The organism is Pseudoruegeria sp. SHC-113 (genome assembly GCF_025376885.1).
Classification (GTDB): Bacteria; Pseudomonadota; Alphaproteobacteria; order Rhodobacterales; family Rhodobacteraceae; genus Pseudoruegeria.
The window spans coordinates 296,212-311,250 of the sequence record NZ_JAHUBR010000001.1; the positions used below are offsets into that span (position 1 = coordinate 296,212).

Sequence of the window (15,039 nt, forward strand, 5' to 3'; positions counted from 1 at the left end):
GCCTCCCTTAGCCCAGCTGGATCGTCGTTTCGTCGACAAAGGCGACGGGCGGAATGTGAAGGTTCTGCGGCGCGGGCCCTTTGCGGATCCGGCCGGCAGTGTCGTAGTGCGACCCGTGGCAGGGGCAGAACCAGCCGTTGAACTCGCCTGCGCCATCGCCCAGCGGCACACAGCCGAGGTGGGTGCAGAGGCCGAGCATCACCAGCCATTCGCCGGCTTCGTCCACCGCGCGGTTCTCGTCGGTGGCCTCAAGGCCGGGGTGGTTGGCGTTGCGGTCGTCGGTGTCAAGCAGATCGCCCAGATCAACGGCGCGTGCCTCGGCGATTTCTTCCTCGGTACGGCGGCGGATGAACACGGGCTTGCCCTGGAACATCACGGTGAGCTGGGTGCCGACCTCAACGCCGGACACATCGACACGGATCGAGGCGAGGGCCTGCACGTCCGCGGAGGGGTTCATCTGGTTGACCAGCGGCCAGACGGCGGCACCGGCGACAACCGCACCTGCGCCAGCGGTCGCATAGTACAGGAAATCCCGGCGGGTGCCTGCGTGATCTTCTGCGTGGGACACGTGTGTTTCTCCATTCCATGACCGCGATTCGGGCCAAATACGTCAAAGCAACCCCAGTAAAGAGGCCGACTTGGGCGGGTGTTTAGCCGCCCCAAAGCCCCACGTCCAGCGGACAATCGGGCGCAGCGTCATTGCCGCAGCAAGTTTCAAGTAGCGTATTTGGATTGCCCGGAAGCTGCGCGGATCGTCGCGCATGCCGCAATCTGCGGCAACCGCAGCTGCGTCACGACGCGCGCGGCGGTACCGAGGTAAGGAGAAGGGGCTTACAGGCTGTGAATCGGTCGCGCGGCAGCGGGGCGGCCACCGGGCGGCCACTGGGCGAATTTCAGGCGTCGGGCCGGGTCTGGACCATGCTGGCGCGATTGGAAAAGGCCTCGAACCAGGCCGCAAGCGCATCTCGCCCTTGCCGCCAATTGCGGGCATCGTGGCGGAAATCAAGATACCCAAGCGCGCAGGCCACCGAGATCTGACCGGCATCAAGCGGACCGTTCAGGTGGCTCATCCAGCGCGTGTTCAGCACATCGAGCGCGCGTTCGATCTTGGACCATTGGCCCTCGACCCATTCCGGAAAGCGGATCTCTTCCCGGCGCAGGCGGGTTTCATAGACCATCAGAAGCGCGGCGTCGGTGATTCCGTCGCCGGTGGCTTCCAGTGTCAGCACGTCGAAATAGCGCGCTTGAGGGTAGAGCGTAGCGCCGGCGCGGGCGTTCAGGAACTGGGTGATGACCCGGCTGTCATAGAGCGTCGGCCCGTCGGGGCGCTCGAGCGCGGGCACCTTGGTAAGCGGATTGGCCGCGCCCAGCCCTTCGGCGGGGGCAAGCGGCGTGCCGCTGGCGGGGACAAGCTCCACCGCCTCCAGTTGCTCGGTTTCGTGCAGGAGCACCATCACTTTGCGCACATAGGGCGAGGTTTGGCTGAAATAGAGACGCATTTCGAGGGAATCCGATGTGAGAGGTGCGGCTAGGCTTTGCGGAACTTGATGCGGCCAAGCCCGGTGGCGTCGATCTCGACACCGGGGCCGGTTGCGCCAAGGCGGATCACGCGGCGGAAGCGGGCGGTCCCGTTCACCTGCTCGGGATCGCTGCGGTAGGTGACACCTTCGGGCACGTCGTCCAGAGCGTCTTCGCCGCGCTGATCCCGGTGACCGGGCTGCACCGCGCGGGCGACGGCATAAGTGGCCAGCGCCACGGCGCCATAGCGCAGGGCGAGGCCGGCAATCGGGGCAATGGGCAGGGCCATGGTGAAAAACCTCCCTTAGTTGGGCCCAATGTAAGGTGAGAAGTGCGAACCTGCCAGTGGGTTCCTGATCGCATGACGCAAAACGGCAGGTTCGGCACAGGACATACGCCTTGATCGGACTGACCCTTCGGCACGAACCATACGCATGGCTGGCATGTGTCTGATCGGGTTGTGCCGTCGGTTCGGCTGACCCACATAGTTTTGGACGAGACCTCCGGGAAAGGCACCACAATGATTTCACGTAGAGACCTTCTTGCTTCGGCCGCCGCGAGCGGTGTTCTGACGGCCACTGGGTGGCCCGTTTTCGCCGCGAATGCTGATATCGCTGGCCTGATACGCTCAACGGATGCCCTCGGCCTGGCCGCGCTCGTCAAGTCCGGCGAGGTAACGCCGCTGGAACTCGCGCAAGCGTCTGTCGAAACCGCACTGGCGCTTGACGGAGCGCTCAATGCGATCACAACGCCGATGTATGAACAGGCCTTGGAAAAAGCTGCGGTCATGCGCCCGCAGGGGCCCTTCGCCGGTGTGCCGTTCCTCGTGAAAGACAATCTGGATGTGGCTGGCCAGTATACGACGCATGGGTCGCGCGTCTTCGCGGATTCGCTTGCTGCGCGCTCTGCGCCACTTACGCTGATACAGGAAGCAGCGGGGCTGAACCTGATCGGCAAGACGAATATGCCTGAAGTGGGCGCCTTGCCGACAACGGAAGGACAACTGCTGGGCGCAACCCTCAACCCATGGAACCCGTTGCATTCTTCGGGCGGATCCAGTGGTGGGTCTGCGGCAGCCGTTGCGGCGGGGATCGTGCCTGTTGCGCATGCCAGCGACGGCGGAGGATCGATCCGTATCCCCGCCGCACATTGCGGCCTGTTCGGGCTGAAGCCGAGCCGTCGCCGCATGGTCTGGGGGTCGAGCGATCAGACAAGCTACGCCTCCGACAACTGCGTGAGCCGTTCGGTCCGCGACAGCGCCATGCTTTTCGCTGTGAGCCAAAATCGTGCGCCCGACGCGCCGCACCCGCCACTGCCTTTCGTGGAGGGGCCGGATAGACGCCGGATGACAATCGGCGTGGATCTGCGGAACTACTATGGCGCGTTGCCGGACGCGGACGTGCAGACGGCCATTGAAGAGATGGCGGCCCTGTGCGCCGAACTTGGCCACACCGTGATCGAAGTCACAAACCCGGTGGATGAGGAATTCGAGACCCGGTTCAATCAGATCTTTGGCTTCCGAATGGTCTCGCTCGCCGATGCCGCCGCAGCCAAGGCCGGACGTCCCCCGCGGGAGACGGGGCTGCTGGACCGCTTTGTTCTGGACTGGGCCGAGCACGCCCGTGGATTCAGCGCAGAGGATGTTGCCGCTGCGAATGCTTATTTTCAGCGGCTCGGCGCGGAGTATGCTGACTGGCTCTCGGGTATGGACCTGTTCCTTTCGCCTGTCGCGGCGGGGCCAGCGCCCAGGATCGGTACGTTGTTCGACCCAAGCGAATCCTTCGGTGAGATGTTTCACCGTGTGTCGCGACACGCTTCCTACACAGCCGTGCAGAACTCCATTGGATTGCCTGCCATGTCCGTCCCGGCCGGCTCAAGCGCCCATGGCTTGCCCATCGGGGCCCATTTCGTGGCCCCGGCGGGCCGGGAGGACGCCCTGCTGGCGCTCGCATATGAAATCGAACAGGCCCAGCCCTGGTGGGATCTCTGGGCACCGCATTCGCTCGCTGCGCTCTGACTTCAATTTCTGCGCAACGCGGGCATGTCTCAACTTGATGGGATCGCTGCCATCAGCTGAGCGAGCTGTTCGATTTCGACACCCTGGCCCGAGCGGGCGACGGCCTCCGCCGCGGCAAGCCTCAAAGCGTCTGGCTTGTTCTGGTTCAGCTTCCAGGTGCCGTCGATCTGCGTCAGGGAGAAGCGGAAGGGGCGGATCATGCGCATCATGCGATCCAATGCTTCGGGGGGCATCTTTTCAGCCGTCCATTCCGGTTTCGGGGCAAGGCGCGATTCGAAATGAGCCGACAGAAGGTCCAGATCGGCGCGCAGGGCCTCTTGCGGCAGGGGTTCGATTTGCCCGCGCAGGTGCACGGCGACGTAGTTCCACGTCGGCACCTGCGCCGGGTCGCCGTACCAGTCGGGTGAGATATAGCTATCAGGGCCGGTCACGGCGATCACGGCGGAGGTGGGCGCTTCGACGACGCCGGCGATCAGGTTGGAGCGCACCAGATGCAGGCGGGCCTCGGTGCCGGTTTCCGCCAGCACGAAGGGGACATGGGAGATCAGCGGAGCCGCATCGCCGTTCAGGCAGAGCATGCCGAAGCCACGGCTGCGGGCAAAGGCGATGCTGCGGGCCTCGGGTGTCTGGCGGAATGCGGGATTGGGGTGCATGTCGGTTTCCTCTTCTCCCCCGTCTTAGCCGTGGCTTGAAGCCCGCGAAAGAGGCGCGTAAAGCAGGGGCGTTCTCAGGGCGGGGTGAAATTCCCCACCGGCGGTGATGGCTTCGGCCAAAGCCCGCGAGCGCCCCGGCGATTGCCGGGGGTCAGCAGACCCGGTGCAATTCCGGGGCCGACGGTGACAGTCCGGATGAGAGAGAACGTGAAAGGGGCGCCGCGCGAGCGGTTTCGCGCGCCTTTTCCTTTTCGCGGGATCACGCCTTGGGCCCGTGTCTGTGAGGAAAAGGAGATGATCATGACACAGCCCCGTTACGCTTTCATCAAGGCCAACTGGCATGCCGACATCGTGGACCGCGCCCTTGAGGGGTTCTGCGAGCTGATCCCGGCGGCGCAGGTGGATGTGTTCGACGTGCCCGGCGCGTTTGAAATGCCGCTGCTGGCCCGCGATCTGGCCGGCTCCGGACGGTATGCCGCTGTTGCGGCGGCGGCTTTCGTGGTGGATGGCGGCATCTACCGCCACGATTTCGTGGCGCAGGCCGTAGTGGACGGGTTGATGCGCGCTGGCATGGATACAGGCGTGCCAGTGCTCTCTGTCTCGCTCACGCCGCACCATTTTCAGGAAACCGAGCATCACACCGCGATCTACCGCGCCCATTTCGTGGAAAAGGGCCGGGAAGCGGCTCGCGCGGCGTTGATGATCGGCAACACCCGGGCCGCGCTAGCGGCTTGAAGGGATTGCGCGCTGCCTGACGGCAGGTGGCGCGCTGACTTTTACGTCTCCGGCGGGGATATTTTCGGAACAAAGTAATCAAGGAAAAATGGTGAGGGGATCGTCCGCTTGCCATGTCGAGTATTTTCGCATGATGGCGGCGAGGCGATCGGACGCCAGGAAGCTATCCAGCCAGCGGTGCAGATGGGGCCAGGGCTGCGCATCAAACCAGAGGCGATCGACCATGGCGAATTGGCGCAGGAAGGTGAGCGTGGCCATGTCGGCCAATGTGGGCCGATCCGCGAGGAGCCATGGGGAGTGGCGGAGCATGTCGTCCAGTTTCCGCAAGAACAGAGCCGCTTTTTGGCGTTCCGCTTCGGGATCCGAATCCGGAATGCGGCTGGCGTATTTGTAGCGGTCGAGGGCCTGTTTGAAGGGGCCATCGCATTCCGCGATCAGGGCCAGCGCTTCGTTTTCGCGGTGCAGCCAGCCTTCGGGATCGTTCTGGCGCAGGGCGTAGAGCATGATGTCTAGGCTTTCCTCGATCACTTCGCCCTTTGTGACAAGAACAGGCACGGTTCCCTTGGGCGAGGCGGCGAGGAAAGCGGGGGCTTTGTCGCGCAGGAGGATTTCGCGCAGCTCGACCTTCAGCTGCGCGCTTTGCAGCGCGAGGCGGGCGCGCATGGCGTAGGGGCAGCGGCGGAAGGAGTAGAGGATCGGGAGGTTCGTCATCTGGTTTGGCCGTTTGTTTGCCCATTCGCCCGCCCTGTAAAGAAAGCCGAGGGGCTGGTGTGAGTGGCCCAGTGGCGTAAGAGCTTGCGGGCATTGATGTCAGGGGCATCTTCGCCAGACAGCTCCAGATCATAGGTGAGGCCACCGTGGATATGTGCGGCATCGGCCTTGGCGGAGCCGGCGGCTCGGTTCCCCCTTGCGGCTTCACGGGCTTCGAGCTGAGGCAGGGACGTGTGAAGGCAGACGAAAAAGATGGCGTGATCGGCGAGCAGCTTTTGCAACTCGTTGTGCCATCCAGGGGAGTCGAGGATGTGTTCCAAGATCAGATCATTGCCAGCTTCAGCAAAGCCCGCCACGGCGCGGTGCAGGCCGGAAAAGATCTTGCTGCGGTGGCTTTGCCAGTCCGCGCCCTTGGACGTGAAGGCCGCAAGATCGAGGGCGTGGCTGTCGCGCAGGTGATCGAAGGACAGATGGAGCAGCGGCACCGGGGATTGGGCGCGAATGGCCTGTATCAGGGTCGATTTCCCGCTGCTGGACGCTCCGTGAAGGATCAGCACCCTCGCCATGTCAGGCGGCGGTGAGTTGGCTGCCGGAGAGGCCGGTGATCACGGCCTGCACGATCTGGCCTTCGGGCTGATCGGAAGCGAAACTGACTTCGGTGAACTGAGCGGTGCGGCCCATGCGCGGGTTTTCCATCAGCACCTGATGGGTTTGACCGAGTTGCGCCCTGAGGTGCTTTTGCACCTGCGCATCGCCCGCCTCACGCAGACGCGCGGCGCGGGCGCGGATCAGCTTGCCGTTCACCTGCTGCGGGATTCGCGCCGCCGGGGTGCCTTCGCGTTTGGAGTAGGGGAAGACGTGCAGCCATGTCAGGTCGCACTCCGTCACCAGTTTCAGCGAATTGGCGAAGTGGTCTTCGGTTTCGGTCGGGAAGCCTGCGATGATGTCGGCGCCGAAGGTCATGTCCGGGCGCAAGGCGCGCGCCTCTTCGGTGAAGCGGATGGCGTCATCGCGCAAATGGCGGCGCTTCATGCGCTTGAGGATCAGATCGTCGCCATGCTGCAGGCTGAGGTGCAGATGCGGCATCAGGCGCGGCTCGGTGGCGATGGCCTGCATGAGGTTCTCGTCCACCTCGATCGAGTCGATGGAGGAAATGCGCAGGCGCGGCAGATCGGGCACCAGCTTCAGGATGCGCATCACTAGATCGCCCAGCTTGGGCTGCGCGGGCAGATCCGCGCCCCAGCTGGTGAGATCGACACCGGTAAGCACCACCTCGTTGAAGCCCTTCTGCACCAGCCGCTTGATCTGATCCACCACGACGCCCGCAGGCACCGAGCGCGAATTGCCCCTTCCGTAGGGGATGATGCAGAAGGTGCAGCGGTGATCACAGCCGTTCTGCACCTGCACATAGGCGCGCGAGCGGGTGCCGAAGCCGTCGATCAGGTGCCCGGCGGTCTCGGTGACGCTCATGATGTCATCCACCTGCACCTTCTCCGTCTCGCCGACGAAATCGGGTCCTTTCAGGCTTTCCCAGGTGGCTGGCTGCATCTTTTCGGTGTTGCCGACGACGAGATCGACTTCATCCATGCTGGCGAAGGTGTCTGGCTCTGTTTGCGCCGCGCAGCCGGTGACGATGAGCTTGGCGTCCGGGTTTTCGCGGCGCAGCTTGCGGATTTCCTGCCGCGCCTTGCGCACGGCTTCCGCTGTGACGGCACAGGTGTTCACCACCACGGCGTTCTCGACCCCGGCTTCAGCCGAGAGGGCCTTCATAGCCTCGGTTTCATAGGCGTTCAGGCGACAGCCAAGCGTCGCGAAGACAGGGGGCTTGGCGGCCATCTCACAGGGCCTCCAGAAAGGCGCGCGAGAGCGTGGCGTCGAACACATGGGCGGTGGGGCCTGTCATCCAAACCCCATCCTCGCGCCAGTCCAGCAGCAGCCAGCCGCCGTCCACTTCCATGCGGACGGTGCGACCGGTGAGGCCGCGCCGGTGGGCGGCCACGGCAGTGGCACAGGCGCCGGAGCCGCAGGCCAGCGTGATGCCGGTGCCGCGCTCCCAGACGCGCATGCGGATCTCGCCGTCATTGCGCACCTCGGCAAATTCCACGTTGGTGGCCTGCGGGAAGAGCGGATCTGTTTCGAAACGCGCGCCGACCTTGGCCACATCCACCGCCTCGGCATCCTCCACGAAGAACACGCAATGGGGGTTGCCCATGCCCACGGCGACGGGATCGCCCGCGAGTGGCAGTTGCAGCGTGTCGGTTTCGTGCGCGAGCGGCACCTCGGCCCAGTCAAGCTGCGGATGGCCCATGTTGACGGCCACCTGCCCGGCGGCGGCGCGTTCGGCGCGCAGAAGGCCCCGGCTGGTGCGGATTGTCAGGCTGTCCTGCCCAAGTTGATCCATCATGTATTGCGCCACGCAGCGGGTGGCATTGCCACAGGCCCCGGCGCGGCTGCCGTCGCTGTTCCAGAAATCCAGATCGATGTCGGCCACGTCGCTGCTGCGGATCTCGGCCAGCTGATCAAAGCCCACGCCCCGGTGGCGATCGCCCAGCCCGCGCGCGAGGCTTTCGGTGACAACAGCCTCCCGCCCCCGTGAGTCGAGGACCACGAAGTCATTGCCCAACCCGTGCATTTTCATGAACGTCAGGGATTCGGAGGAGGCTGCGTCGCGCATGAGCTGCGATATAAGGCGCGCGGAAAAAATTTACCAGATGGCGAAAATAATCCCCCGAATCCGCTTGACCCCCCCGGACCACATGCTTAGAAGCCGCCCTCACAGAGTGGGCCGTTAGCTCAGTTGGTAGAGCAACTGACTTTTAATCAGTGGGTCGCAGGTTCGAATCCTGCACGGCTCACCACTGAACCTCCCGACAGCATGATCCTTCGGACAGCGTTCATTTCGCTGTTGTGCGCGCTGCGCAGTTGCGCGAACACTTGCGGCAAGCCTTTGCAAGACGGGAGAGCCGCATGAGCTGCCTTTTCATCCAGATCCAGTGCCGCCCCGGGACGACCTACAAGGTGGCCGAAGCCATCGCGCTGAAGGAAATCCACTCAGAGCTCTATTCCACCTCCGGGCAGTATGATCTGCTGATGAAGCTCTATGTGCCGGAAGGCCAGGACGTTGGGAAATACATCAACGGTCACCTGCTGGACATCGACGGGATCGAGCGCACCTACACCACGCAAACCTACAAAGCCTTCTAGGTGGGGGTGCTGAAATCAGCTTGAAACTAATTTTTTAGTACAAAAATTAACCTTTAAAGCAAATACTTACATGCAGCTCTAGTGCTCTACTAACTTTTTAGTTTGACACAAAGCCCCCCTCTGTGCCGAATTGTGCCTGCCGGTTACACTCCGGCGTTACAACACAATGGGAGGAGACAGGATGCGCAAGTATCTGCTCTCCGCAGTGGCGGCGTCTGCCGTTGTTGCGGGGTCGCCGGCGGCTTTTGCCGACGTGGAAGCGGCCAAGAAATGGATTGATCAGGAATTCCAGCCCTCGGTGCTCAGCAAGGACGAGCAATTGGCAGAGATGCAGTGGTTCATCGACGCCGCCGCGCCGTTCTCGGGCATGGAAATCAACGTGCTCTCGGAAGGGATTCCGACGCATGGCTATGAATCCGAAGTACTCGCCAAGGCCTTCGAGGACATCACCGGCATCAAGGTGAACCACCAGATCCTCGGCGAGGGCGAAGTGGTGCAGGCGGTGCAAACGCAGATGCAGACGCAGCGCAATCTCTATGATGCCTACGTCAACGACTCCGATCTGATCGGCACCCACTCCCGCCTGCAGCTGGCCTACAACCTGACGGACTTCATGGCCGGCGACGGTGCCGACGTGACGAACCCCGGCCTCGATCTGGATGACTTCATGGGCACCCAGTTCACCACCGGCCCGGACGGCGATCTGTACCAGTTGCCCGACCAGCAGTTCGCGAACCTCTATTGGTTCCGCAAGGACTGGTTTGATCGCGAGGATCTGCAGGCCGCCTTCAAGGAGAAATACGGCTACGATCTGGGCGTCCCGGTGAACTGGTCCGCCTATGAGGACATCGCCGAGTTCTTCTCCAACGACGTGAAGGAAATCGACGGCACCACGATCTACGGCCACATGGATTACGGCAAACGCGCGCCGGATCTTGGCTGGCGGATGACGGACGCCTGGCTCTCCATGGCGGGTGCCGGCTCCAAGGGCGAGCCCAACGGCGTGCCGATCGACGAATGGGGCATCCGGATGGAAGCCGGTTCCTGCAACCCGGCCGGCGCGTCTGTCTCCCGCGGTGGTGCCGCGAACGGCCCGGCGGCGGTTTACGCGATCCGCAAGTGGGATGAATGGCTGCGCAATTACGCTCCTCCGGGTGCGGCGTCCTATGACTTCTACCAGTCGCTCCCCGCGCTGGCGCAGGGCAACGTGGCCCAGCAGATCTTCTGGTACACCGCCTTCACTGCCGACATGGTGAAGCCGCAGTCCGAGGGCAACAACACGGTGGATGGCGACGGCAACCCGCTTTGGCGCATGGCCCCGAGCCCGCATGGCCCCTATTGGGAAGAAGGCCAGAAGGTCGGCTATCAGGACGTGGGCTCCTGGACGATCCTGAAATCCACGCCGCTGGATCGTGCCAAGGCCGCCTGGCTCTACGCGCAGTTCGTTGTGTCCAAGACGGTGGACGTGAAGAAATCCCATGTTGGCCTGACCTTCATCCGCGACTCCTCGGTGAATCACGAAAGCTTCTCCGAGCGCGCTCCGAAGCTTGGCGGCCTCGTGGAGTTCTACCGCTCCCCGGATCGCGTGGCATGGTCCCCCACGGGCATCAACGTGCCGGATTATCCGAAACTGGCCCAGATTTGGTGGCAGCAGATCGGTGACGTGAACTCCGGTGCCTTCACCCCGCAGGAAGCCATGGATCGCCTCGCCGAGGAGATGGACATCACCATGGCCCGCATGCAGCAAGCCGACGAGCGCGCCAATGTCTACGGCGGCTGCGGCCCGCGCCTGAACGAGGAAAAAGATCCCTCCGAATGGCTCGGCAAAGGCGGTGCCAAGGCGAAGCTGGAGAACGAGAAGCCCCAGGGCGAGACCGTGAACTACGACGAGCTCGTTGCCCGCTGGGCCTCGCAATAACCTCCCCGTCGGGTCCGCCTTTTTGGCGGGCCGACACATCGGCCGGGGCCCTGCATGGCCCCGGCCACTTTCCCAGATCACACCGAAAAGCCGCCGGCCCTGCGGCGCTTCGCCGGAACAGATATGGCCACAGATGACAGTTGAACTGAGACACGTAACCAAGAGCGTCGGAGGGGTGGAGCACATCAAGCCCGTCTCCCTCAGGCTCGAAACCGGGCACTTCAACGTGCTTCTGGGCGAAACCGGGGCTGGCAAGACTTCCCTGATCAAGCTCATGGCGGGGCTGGACCGTGCCGCGAGCGGAGAGATCCTGATCAACGGGCAGGATGTCACCAAGCTCACCCCGCAGAAACGCAACATCAGCCTCGTGCACCAGTTCTTCGTGAACTACCCGCATATGAGCGTCTACGACAACATCGCCTCGCCGCTGAAGATCGCCGGCATGGCGAAATCCGAGATCGCGGGGCGTGTGGAAGAAGCGGCGAAGATCCTGCAGCTCGAGCCGATGCTGAACCGCCGCCCGCAGGAGCTTTCCGGTGGCCAGCAACAGCGCTGCGCGCTCGCCCGCGCCATCGCCAAGGAAAGCACCGCCGTGTTCCTGGATGAGCCGCTGGCCAACCTCGACTACAAGCTGCGCGAGGAGCTGCGCGATCAGCTGCCCGAGCTGTTTGCCGGGCGCGGGGCCGTGGTTGTCTATGCCACATCCGAGCCGGAAGAGGCTCTGTTGCTGGGCGGCCATACCGCTCTGATGCACGACGGCCATGTGACGCAATTTGGCAAGACGGCAGAGATCTACCGGAACCCGAAGAACCTCGCCTCCGCGCGTGTCTTTTCGAACCCGCCGATCAACGCCGCGCCGATCACCAAGCAAGGCACTCAGGCCCGCTTGAACGCCAATGTGAAGTGGGAGCTGACGGGCAAGGCCGCCGATCTGGCCGATGGCGACTACACCGTCGCCGTGCGCCCGCATTATGTCTCGCCGATCCGCCATTCCGCCGCCCATGTCTCGGTCACAGGGACGGTGCAGGTGACGGAGCTCAGCGGGTCGGAAAGCAGCGCGCATTTCAGTCTTGGCTCAGAAAGCTGGGTTTCCCTCGCGCCGGGCGTGCACCCCTACAAGGTGGGCGAAGACCATGAGTTCTTCATGGACCCGTCCAAATGCTTCTACTTCGCGCCCGACGGCGCGCTCGTGGCCTGAAGAAAGGCTCTGAAATGGCTAAAATCACCCTCTCCCAGCTGCGCCACAGCTACATGCCCGCCCCGAAATCCCCGGATGACTACGCGCTCAAGCAGATCGATCTGGATTGGCAGGATGGTGGTGCCTACGCGCTGCTCGGCCCCTCGGGCTGCGGAAAATCGACCCTGCTCAACATCATTTCGGGCCTTCTGGTGCCTTCGGAAGGGCGCATCCTCTTTGACGGGCAGGACGTGACGGACCTGCCGCCGGATCAGCGCAACATCGCGCAGGTGTTCCAGTTCCCTGTGATCTACGACACGATGACCGTGCGCGAGAACCTCGCCTTCCCGCTCAAGAACCGGGGCGTTGCGCCTGCGCGCATTGCGGCCCGCGTAGCTGAGATTGCCGAGATGCTCGAAGTCACCGAGATGCTCGACCAGCGCGCGGCGGGGCTTTCGCCGGACAACAAGCAGAAGATCTCCATGGGGCGCGGCCTCGTGCGTGATGACGTGAACGTGGTGATGTTCGACGAGCCGCTCACCGTGATCGATCCGCATCTGAAATGGAAGCTGCGCTCCAAGCTCAAGGAGCTGCACCAGCGCGTCAACGCGACGATGATCTACGTGACCCACGACCAGACCGAAGCGCTCACCTTTGCCGATCAGGTGGTGGTGATGCAGCTGGGTGAGGTGGTGCAGATCGGCACACCGGTGGAGCTTTTCGAGCGCCCGGCGCATACATTCGTGGGCCATTTCATCGGCTCACCCGGCATGAACGTCCTTCCCTGTGAAGTGCGCGATGGCGGGGCGTTCTTTTTGGGCCAGAACGTCCCGCTTGAAGGCAGCATAACGCAAACCGGCAACCGCACGGAAATCGGCATTCGGCCCGAGTTCGTGACGCTTTCGCAAGAGGGGATCGCAGGCAAGGTGCGCAAGGTGGCCGACCTGGGCCATAGCGCCGTGGTGGAGGCGATCACCGGCGATGGCACACGGCTTTCGGCGGTGCTGCACAGCCATGATCTGCCCGCGCAGGGCGACACGGTACACATGCAATTCAAGCAGGAACAGACACGTTTTTACGCGGATGGCTGGCTGGCCTCCGAGGCACGGGGGGCCGCCTGATGAAAACCGAAAACCAGAAAGCATGGTTCTTCGTGCTGCCGGTTCTGCTGCTGGTGGCCTTCAACGCGCTGATCCCGATGATGACCGTCGTCAACTACTCGGTGCAGGAAACCTTCGGCGACAACGTCTTCTTTTGGGAGGGCCTCGGCTGGTTCGAGCAGATCCTGCGCTCCGAGCGCTTCCACGCGGCGCTGGGGCGGCAGTTCCTCTTCACCGGCTTGATCCTGATCATAGAGATCCCGCTGGGCGTGATCATCGCGCTTTCGATGCCCAAGAAGGGCTTCTGGGTGCCGGTCTGCCTCGTGACGATGGCGCTGCCTATGCTGATCCCGTGGAACGTGGTGGGCGCGATGTGGAACATCTTCACGCTGCCCGACATCGGCCTTCTGGGCTATTTCCTGAACCACACGCTGGGCATTGATTACAACATGACCCAAGATCCGCTGGCGGCCTGGATCACCATCATCGTGATGGATGTCTGGCACTGGACCTCGCTCGTAGTTCTGCTGAGTTATGCTGGATTGGTCTCGATTCCCGACGCCTACTACCAGGCGGCCAAAATCGACGGCGCCTCCAACTGGTCGGTGTTTCGCTACATCCAGCTGCCGAAGATGAAGCAGGTGCTCACCATCGCGATCCTGCTGCGCTTCATGGACAGCTTCAACATCTACACCGAGCCCTTCGTGCTCACCGGCGGCGGGCCGGGCAACTCCACCACGCTTCTGTCGATCGACCTCGTGAAGATCGCGCTGGGGCAGTTCGATCTTGGGCCGGCTGCCGCCATGTCGCTCATCTACTTCGCCATCACGCTTCTGGTCAGCTGGCTGTTCTACACGCTGATGACCAAAGACGATCAGAAATAAGGGCAGGACCATGAAGAAACGTACCCTGATCCCGATCCTCTACATCCTCTTTCTCATGCTGCCGATCTACTGGCTGGTGGCGATGAGCTTCAAGACGACGAACGAGATCCTGTCGGGCTTTTCGCTCTTCCCCCAGACCTTCACGCTGGAGAACTACACGACGATCTTCACCGATCCGACGTGGTACTGGGGCTATATCAACTCGATCATCTACGTGACGCTGAACACGGTGATCTCCGTCTGCGTGGCGCTGCCGGCGGCCTATGCCTTCAGCCGCTACACCTTCCTTGGCGACAAGCACCTGTTCTTCTGGTTGCTGACGAACCGCATGGCCCCGGCGGCCGTGTTCGCGCTGCCCTTCTTCCAGCTCTACTCAGCGGTGGGGCTGTTTGACACCCACCTCGCCGTGGCGCTGGCGCATTGCCTGTTCAACATCCCGCTGGCGGTGTGGATCCTTGAGGGCTTCATGTCGGGCGTGCCCAAGGAGCTGGACGAAACCGCCTATGTGGACGGCTACTCCTTCCCGCGCTTCTTCGTCTCGATCTTCCTGCCCACGATCAAGGCCGGTGTCGGCGTGGCGGCCTTCTTCTGCTTCATGTTCAGCTGGGTCGAACTGCTGCTCGCCAAGACGCTCACCGCCGTGGAGGCCAAGCCCATCGCCGCCACCATGACGAAAACCGCCTCCTCGGCGGGCTACGAGCTGGGGCTTCTGGCCGCCGCCGGGACGCTCACCATCATCCCCGGCGCGATCGTGATCTATTTTGTCCGTAACTACATTGCCAAGGGCTTTGCCCTGGGGAGGGTGTAATGCTGAGCTGGATGGCTTGGACCTGGCCGACGGCCCTTATCTTCATCGGGATCTTCTCGGCCATGGGGATCCTCACCGTGATCGAGATCAAACACCCCGGCGGGGACGAGCGCAAAGGCGCGCTCGGCCTCACCACCACGCGCGGTGATCGGCTCTTCATCACGCTTCTGGGGACGGTCTACATCTTCCTTGCGTGGCTCGGGCTCGTGGGCATGCCGCTTTGGGTGCCGCTGGGCGTGAGCATCTGCTGGGGGATCTTCTGCTTCTGGAAGGTGTAGGCGAGAATCCTCTTGGAAAAACGTAAGTTTTAGTAT

The 15,039-nt window shown here is 63.0% G+C and carries 18 protein-coding genes, 1 tRNA gene and 1 riboswitch; of the genes, 10 read left to right on the forward strand and 9 right to left on the reverse strand.

Annotated elements, in window-relative coordinates; all coding sequences use genetic code 11:
- Positions 1–7: 7 nt before the first annotated feature.
- The 4 genes from petA to KVX96_RS01440 all read right to left on the reverse strand — a co-directional run bounded on the left by petA (position 8) and on the right by KVX96_RS01440 (position 1,807).
- On the reverse strand, positions 8–568 hold the full coding sequence (gene petA, locus KVX96_RS01425; RefSeq protein ID WP_261192317.1) for a ubiquinol-cytochrome c reductase iron-sulfur subunit: 561 nt from the start codon (positions 566–568) through the stop codon (positions 8–10).
- A gap of 42 nt (positions 569–610) precedes the next feature.
- A complete protein-coding gene (locus tag KVX96_RS01430) occupies positions 611–763 on the reverse strand; it encodes a hypothetical protein (RefSeq protein ID WP_261192318.1) in 153 nt (50 codons plus the stop codon).
- A 130-nt stretch (positions 764–893) separates the two neighbouring features.
- A complete protein-coding gene (locus KVX96_RS01435) occupies positions 894–1,499 on the reverse strand; it encodes a glutathione S-transferase (protein WP_261192319.1) in 606 nt (201 codons plus the stop codon).
- A 29-nt stretch (positions 1,500–1,528) separates the two neighbouring features.
- A complete protein-coding gene (locus tag KVX96_RS01440; RefSeq protein ID WP_261192320.1) occupies positions 1,529–1,807 on the reverse strand; it encodes a hypothetical protein in 279 nt (92 codons plus the stop codon).
- Between the two features lie 201 nt (positions 1,808–2,008).
- On the opposite strand from KVX96_RS01440, the gene KVX96_RS01445 reads away from it, so the two are divergent.
- Positions 2,009–3,535 (forward strand): amidase family protein, encoded by a 1,527-nt coding sequence (locus KVX96_RS01445; RefSeq protein WP_261192321.1) that lies wholly within the window; start codon positions 2,009–2,011, stop codon positions 3,533–3,535.
- 29 nt (positions 3,536–3,564) lie between these two features.
- On the opposite strand, the gene KVX96_RS01450 is transcribed toward KVX96_RS01445, so the two are convergent.
- Positions 3,565–4,188 (reverse strand): FMN-binding negative transcriptional regulator, encoded by a 624-nt coding sequence (locus KVX96_RS01450; protein WP_261192323.1) that lies wholly within the window; start codon positions 4,186–4,188, stop codon positions 3,565–3,567.
- Between the two features lie 66 nt (positions 4,189–4,254).
- Positions 4,255–4,399, forward strand: a riboswitch (FMN riboswitch).
- Between the two features lie 83 nt (positions 4,400–4,482).
- On the opposite strand from KVX96_RS01450, the gene KVX96_RS01455 reads away from it, so the two are divergent.
- Entirely contained in the window at positions 4,483–4,923 is a 441-nt protein-coding gene (locus tag KVX96_RS01455; protein ID WP_261192325.1) for a 6,7-dimethyl-8-ribityllumazine synthase, read from the forward strand.
- A gap of 78 nt (positions 4,924–5,001) precedes the next feature.
- On the opposite strand, the gene KVX96_RS01460 is transcribed toward KVX96_RS01455, so the two are convergent.
- The 4 genes from KVX96_RS01460 to dapF are packed head-to-tail and all read right to left on the reverse strand — an operon-like array spanning position 5,002 to position 8,308.
- Positions 5,002–5,634 carry a glutathione S-transferase gene (locus tag KVX96_RS01460; protein ID WP_261192326.1) on the reverse strand — a complete coding sequence of 211 codons (633 nt, stop codon included), beginning with the start codon at positions 5,632–5,634 and terminating at the stop codon, positions 5,002–5,004.
- Positions 5,631–6,200, reverse strand: coding sequence for a chloramphenicol phosphotransferase CPT family protein (locus KVX96_RS01465; protein WP_261192328.1), 570 nt, complete (start codon positions 6,198–6,200; stop codon positions 5,631–5,633). The genes KVX96_RS01460 and KVX96_RS01465 overlap by 4 nt, the downstream gene beginning before the upstream one ends.
- Position 6,201: 1 nt before the next feature.
- Positions 6,202–7,470 (reverse strand): tRNA (N(6)-L-threonylcarbamoyladenosine(37)-C(2))-methylthiotransferase MtaB, encoded by a 1,269-nt coding sequence (gene mtaB / locus KVX96_RS01470; RefSeq protein ID WP_261192331.1) that lies wholly within the window; start codon positions 7,468–7,470, stop codon positions 6,202–6,204.
- A 1-nt stretch (position 7,471) separates the two neighbouring features.
- On the reverse strand, positions 7,472–8,308 hold the full coding sequence (gene dapF, locus KVX96_RS01475) for a diaminopimelate epimerase (protein WP_261192336.1): 837 nt from the start codon (positions 8,306–8,308) through the stop codon (positions 7,472–7,474).
- A 108-nt stretch (positions 8,309–8,416) separates the two neighbouring features.
- Here dapF and KVX96_RS01480 point away from each other — a divergent pair.
- From KVX96_RS01480 to KVX96_RS01515, 8 genes are all read left to right on the forward strand, one after another.
- A tRNA-Lys gene (locus tag KVX96_RS01480) sits at positions 8,417–8,492 on the forward strand.
- A gap of 109 nt (positions 8,493–8,601) precedes the next feature.
- Complete coding sequence (locus tag KVX96_RS01485) at positions 8,602–8,838, forward strand: Lrp/AsnC ligand binding domain-containing protein (protein WP_261192337.1); 237 nt, start codon at positions 8,602–8,604, stop codon at positions 8,836–8,838.
- 181 nt (positions 8,839–9,019) lie between these two features.
- Entirely contained in the window at positions 9,020–10,756 is a 1,737-nt protein-coding gene (locus KVX96_RS01490) for an ABC transporter substrate-binding protein (RefSeq protein ID WP_261192338.1), read from the forward strand.
- Positions 10,757–10,889: 133 nt separating this feature from the next.
- The gene (locus KVX96_RS01495) at positions 10,890–11,954 is read left to right on the forward strand and encodes an ABC transporter ATP-binding protein (protein ID WP_261192342.1); all 1,065 of its coding nucleotides are present in this window, start codon (positions 10,890–10,892) and stop codon (positions 11,952–11,954) included.
- A 14-nt stretch (positions 11,955–11,968) separates the two neighbouring features.
- Positions 11,969–13,054, forward strand: coding sequence for an ABC transporter ATP-binding protein (locus KVX96_RS01500; protein WP_261192343.1), 1,086 nt, complete (start codon positions 11,969–11,971; stop codon positions 13,052–13,054).
- Complete coding sequence (locus KVX96_RS01505; RefSeq protein WP_261192344.1) at positions 13,054–13,917, forward strand: carbohydrate ABC transporter permease; 864 nt, start codon at positions 13,054–13,056, stop codon at positions 13,915–13,917. The genes KVX96_RS01500 and KVX96_RS01505 overlap by 1 nt, the downstream gene beginning before the upstream one ends.
- A 10-nt stretch (positions 13,918–13,927) precedes the next feature.
- A complete protein-coding gene (locus KVX96_RS01510; RefSeq protein WP_261192345.1) occupies positions 13,928–14,725 on the forward strand; it encodes a carbohydrate ABC transporter permease in 798 nt (265 codons plus the stop codon).
- Positions 14,725–15,003 carry a DUF2160 domain-containing protein gene (locus KVX96_RS01515; protein WP_261192346.1) on the forward strand — a complete coding sequence of 93 codons (279 nt, stop codon included), beginning with the start codon at positions 14,725–14,727 and terminating at the stop codon, positions 15,001–15,003. Before KVX96_RS01510 ends, KVX96_RS01515 begins: the two co-directional genes overlap by 1 nt.
- Positions 15,004–15,039 lie beyond the last annotated feature (36 nt).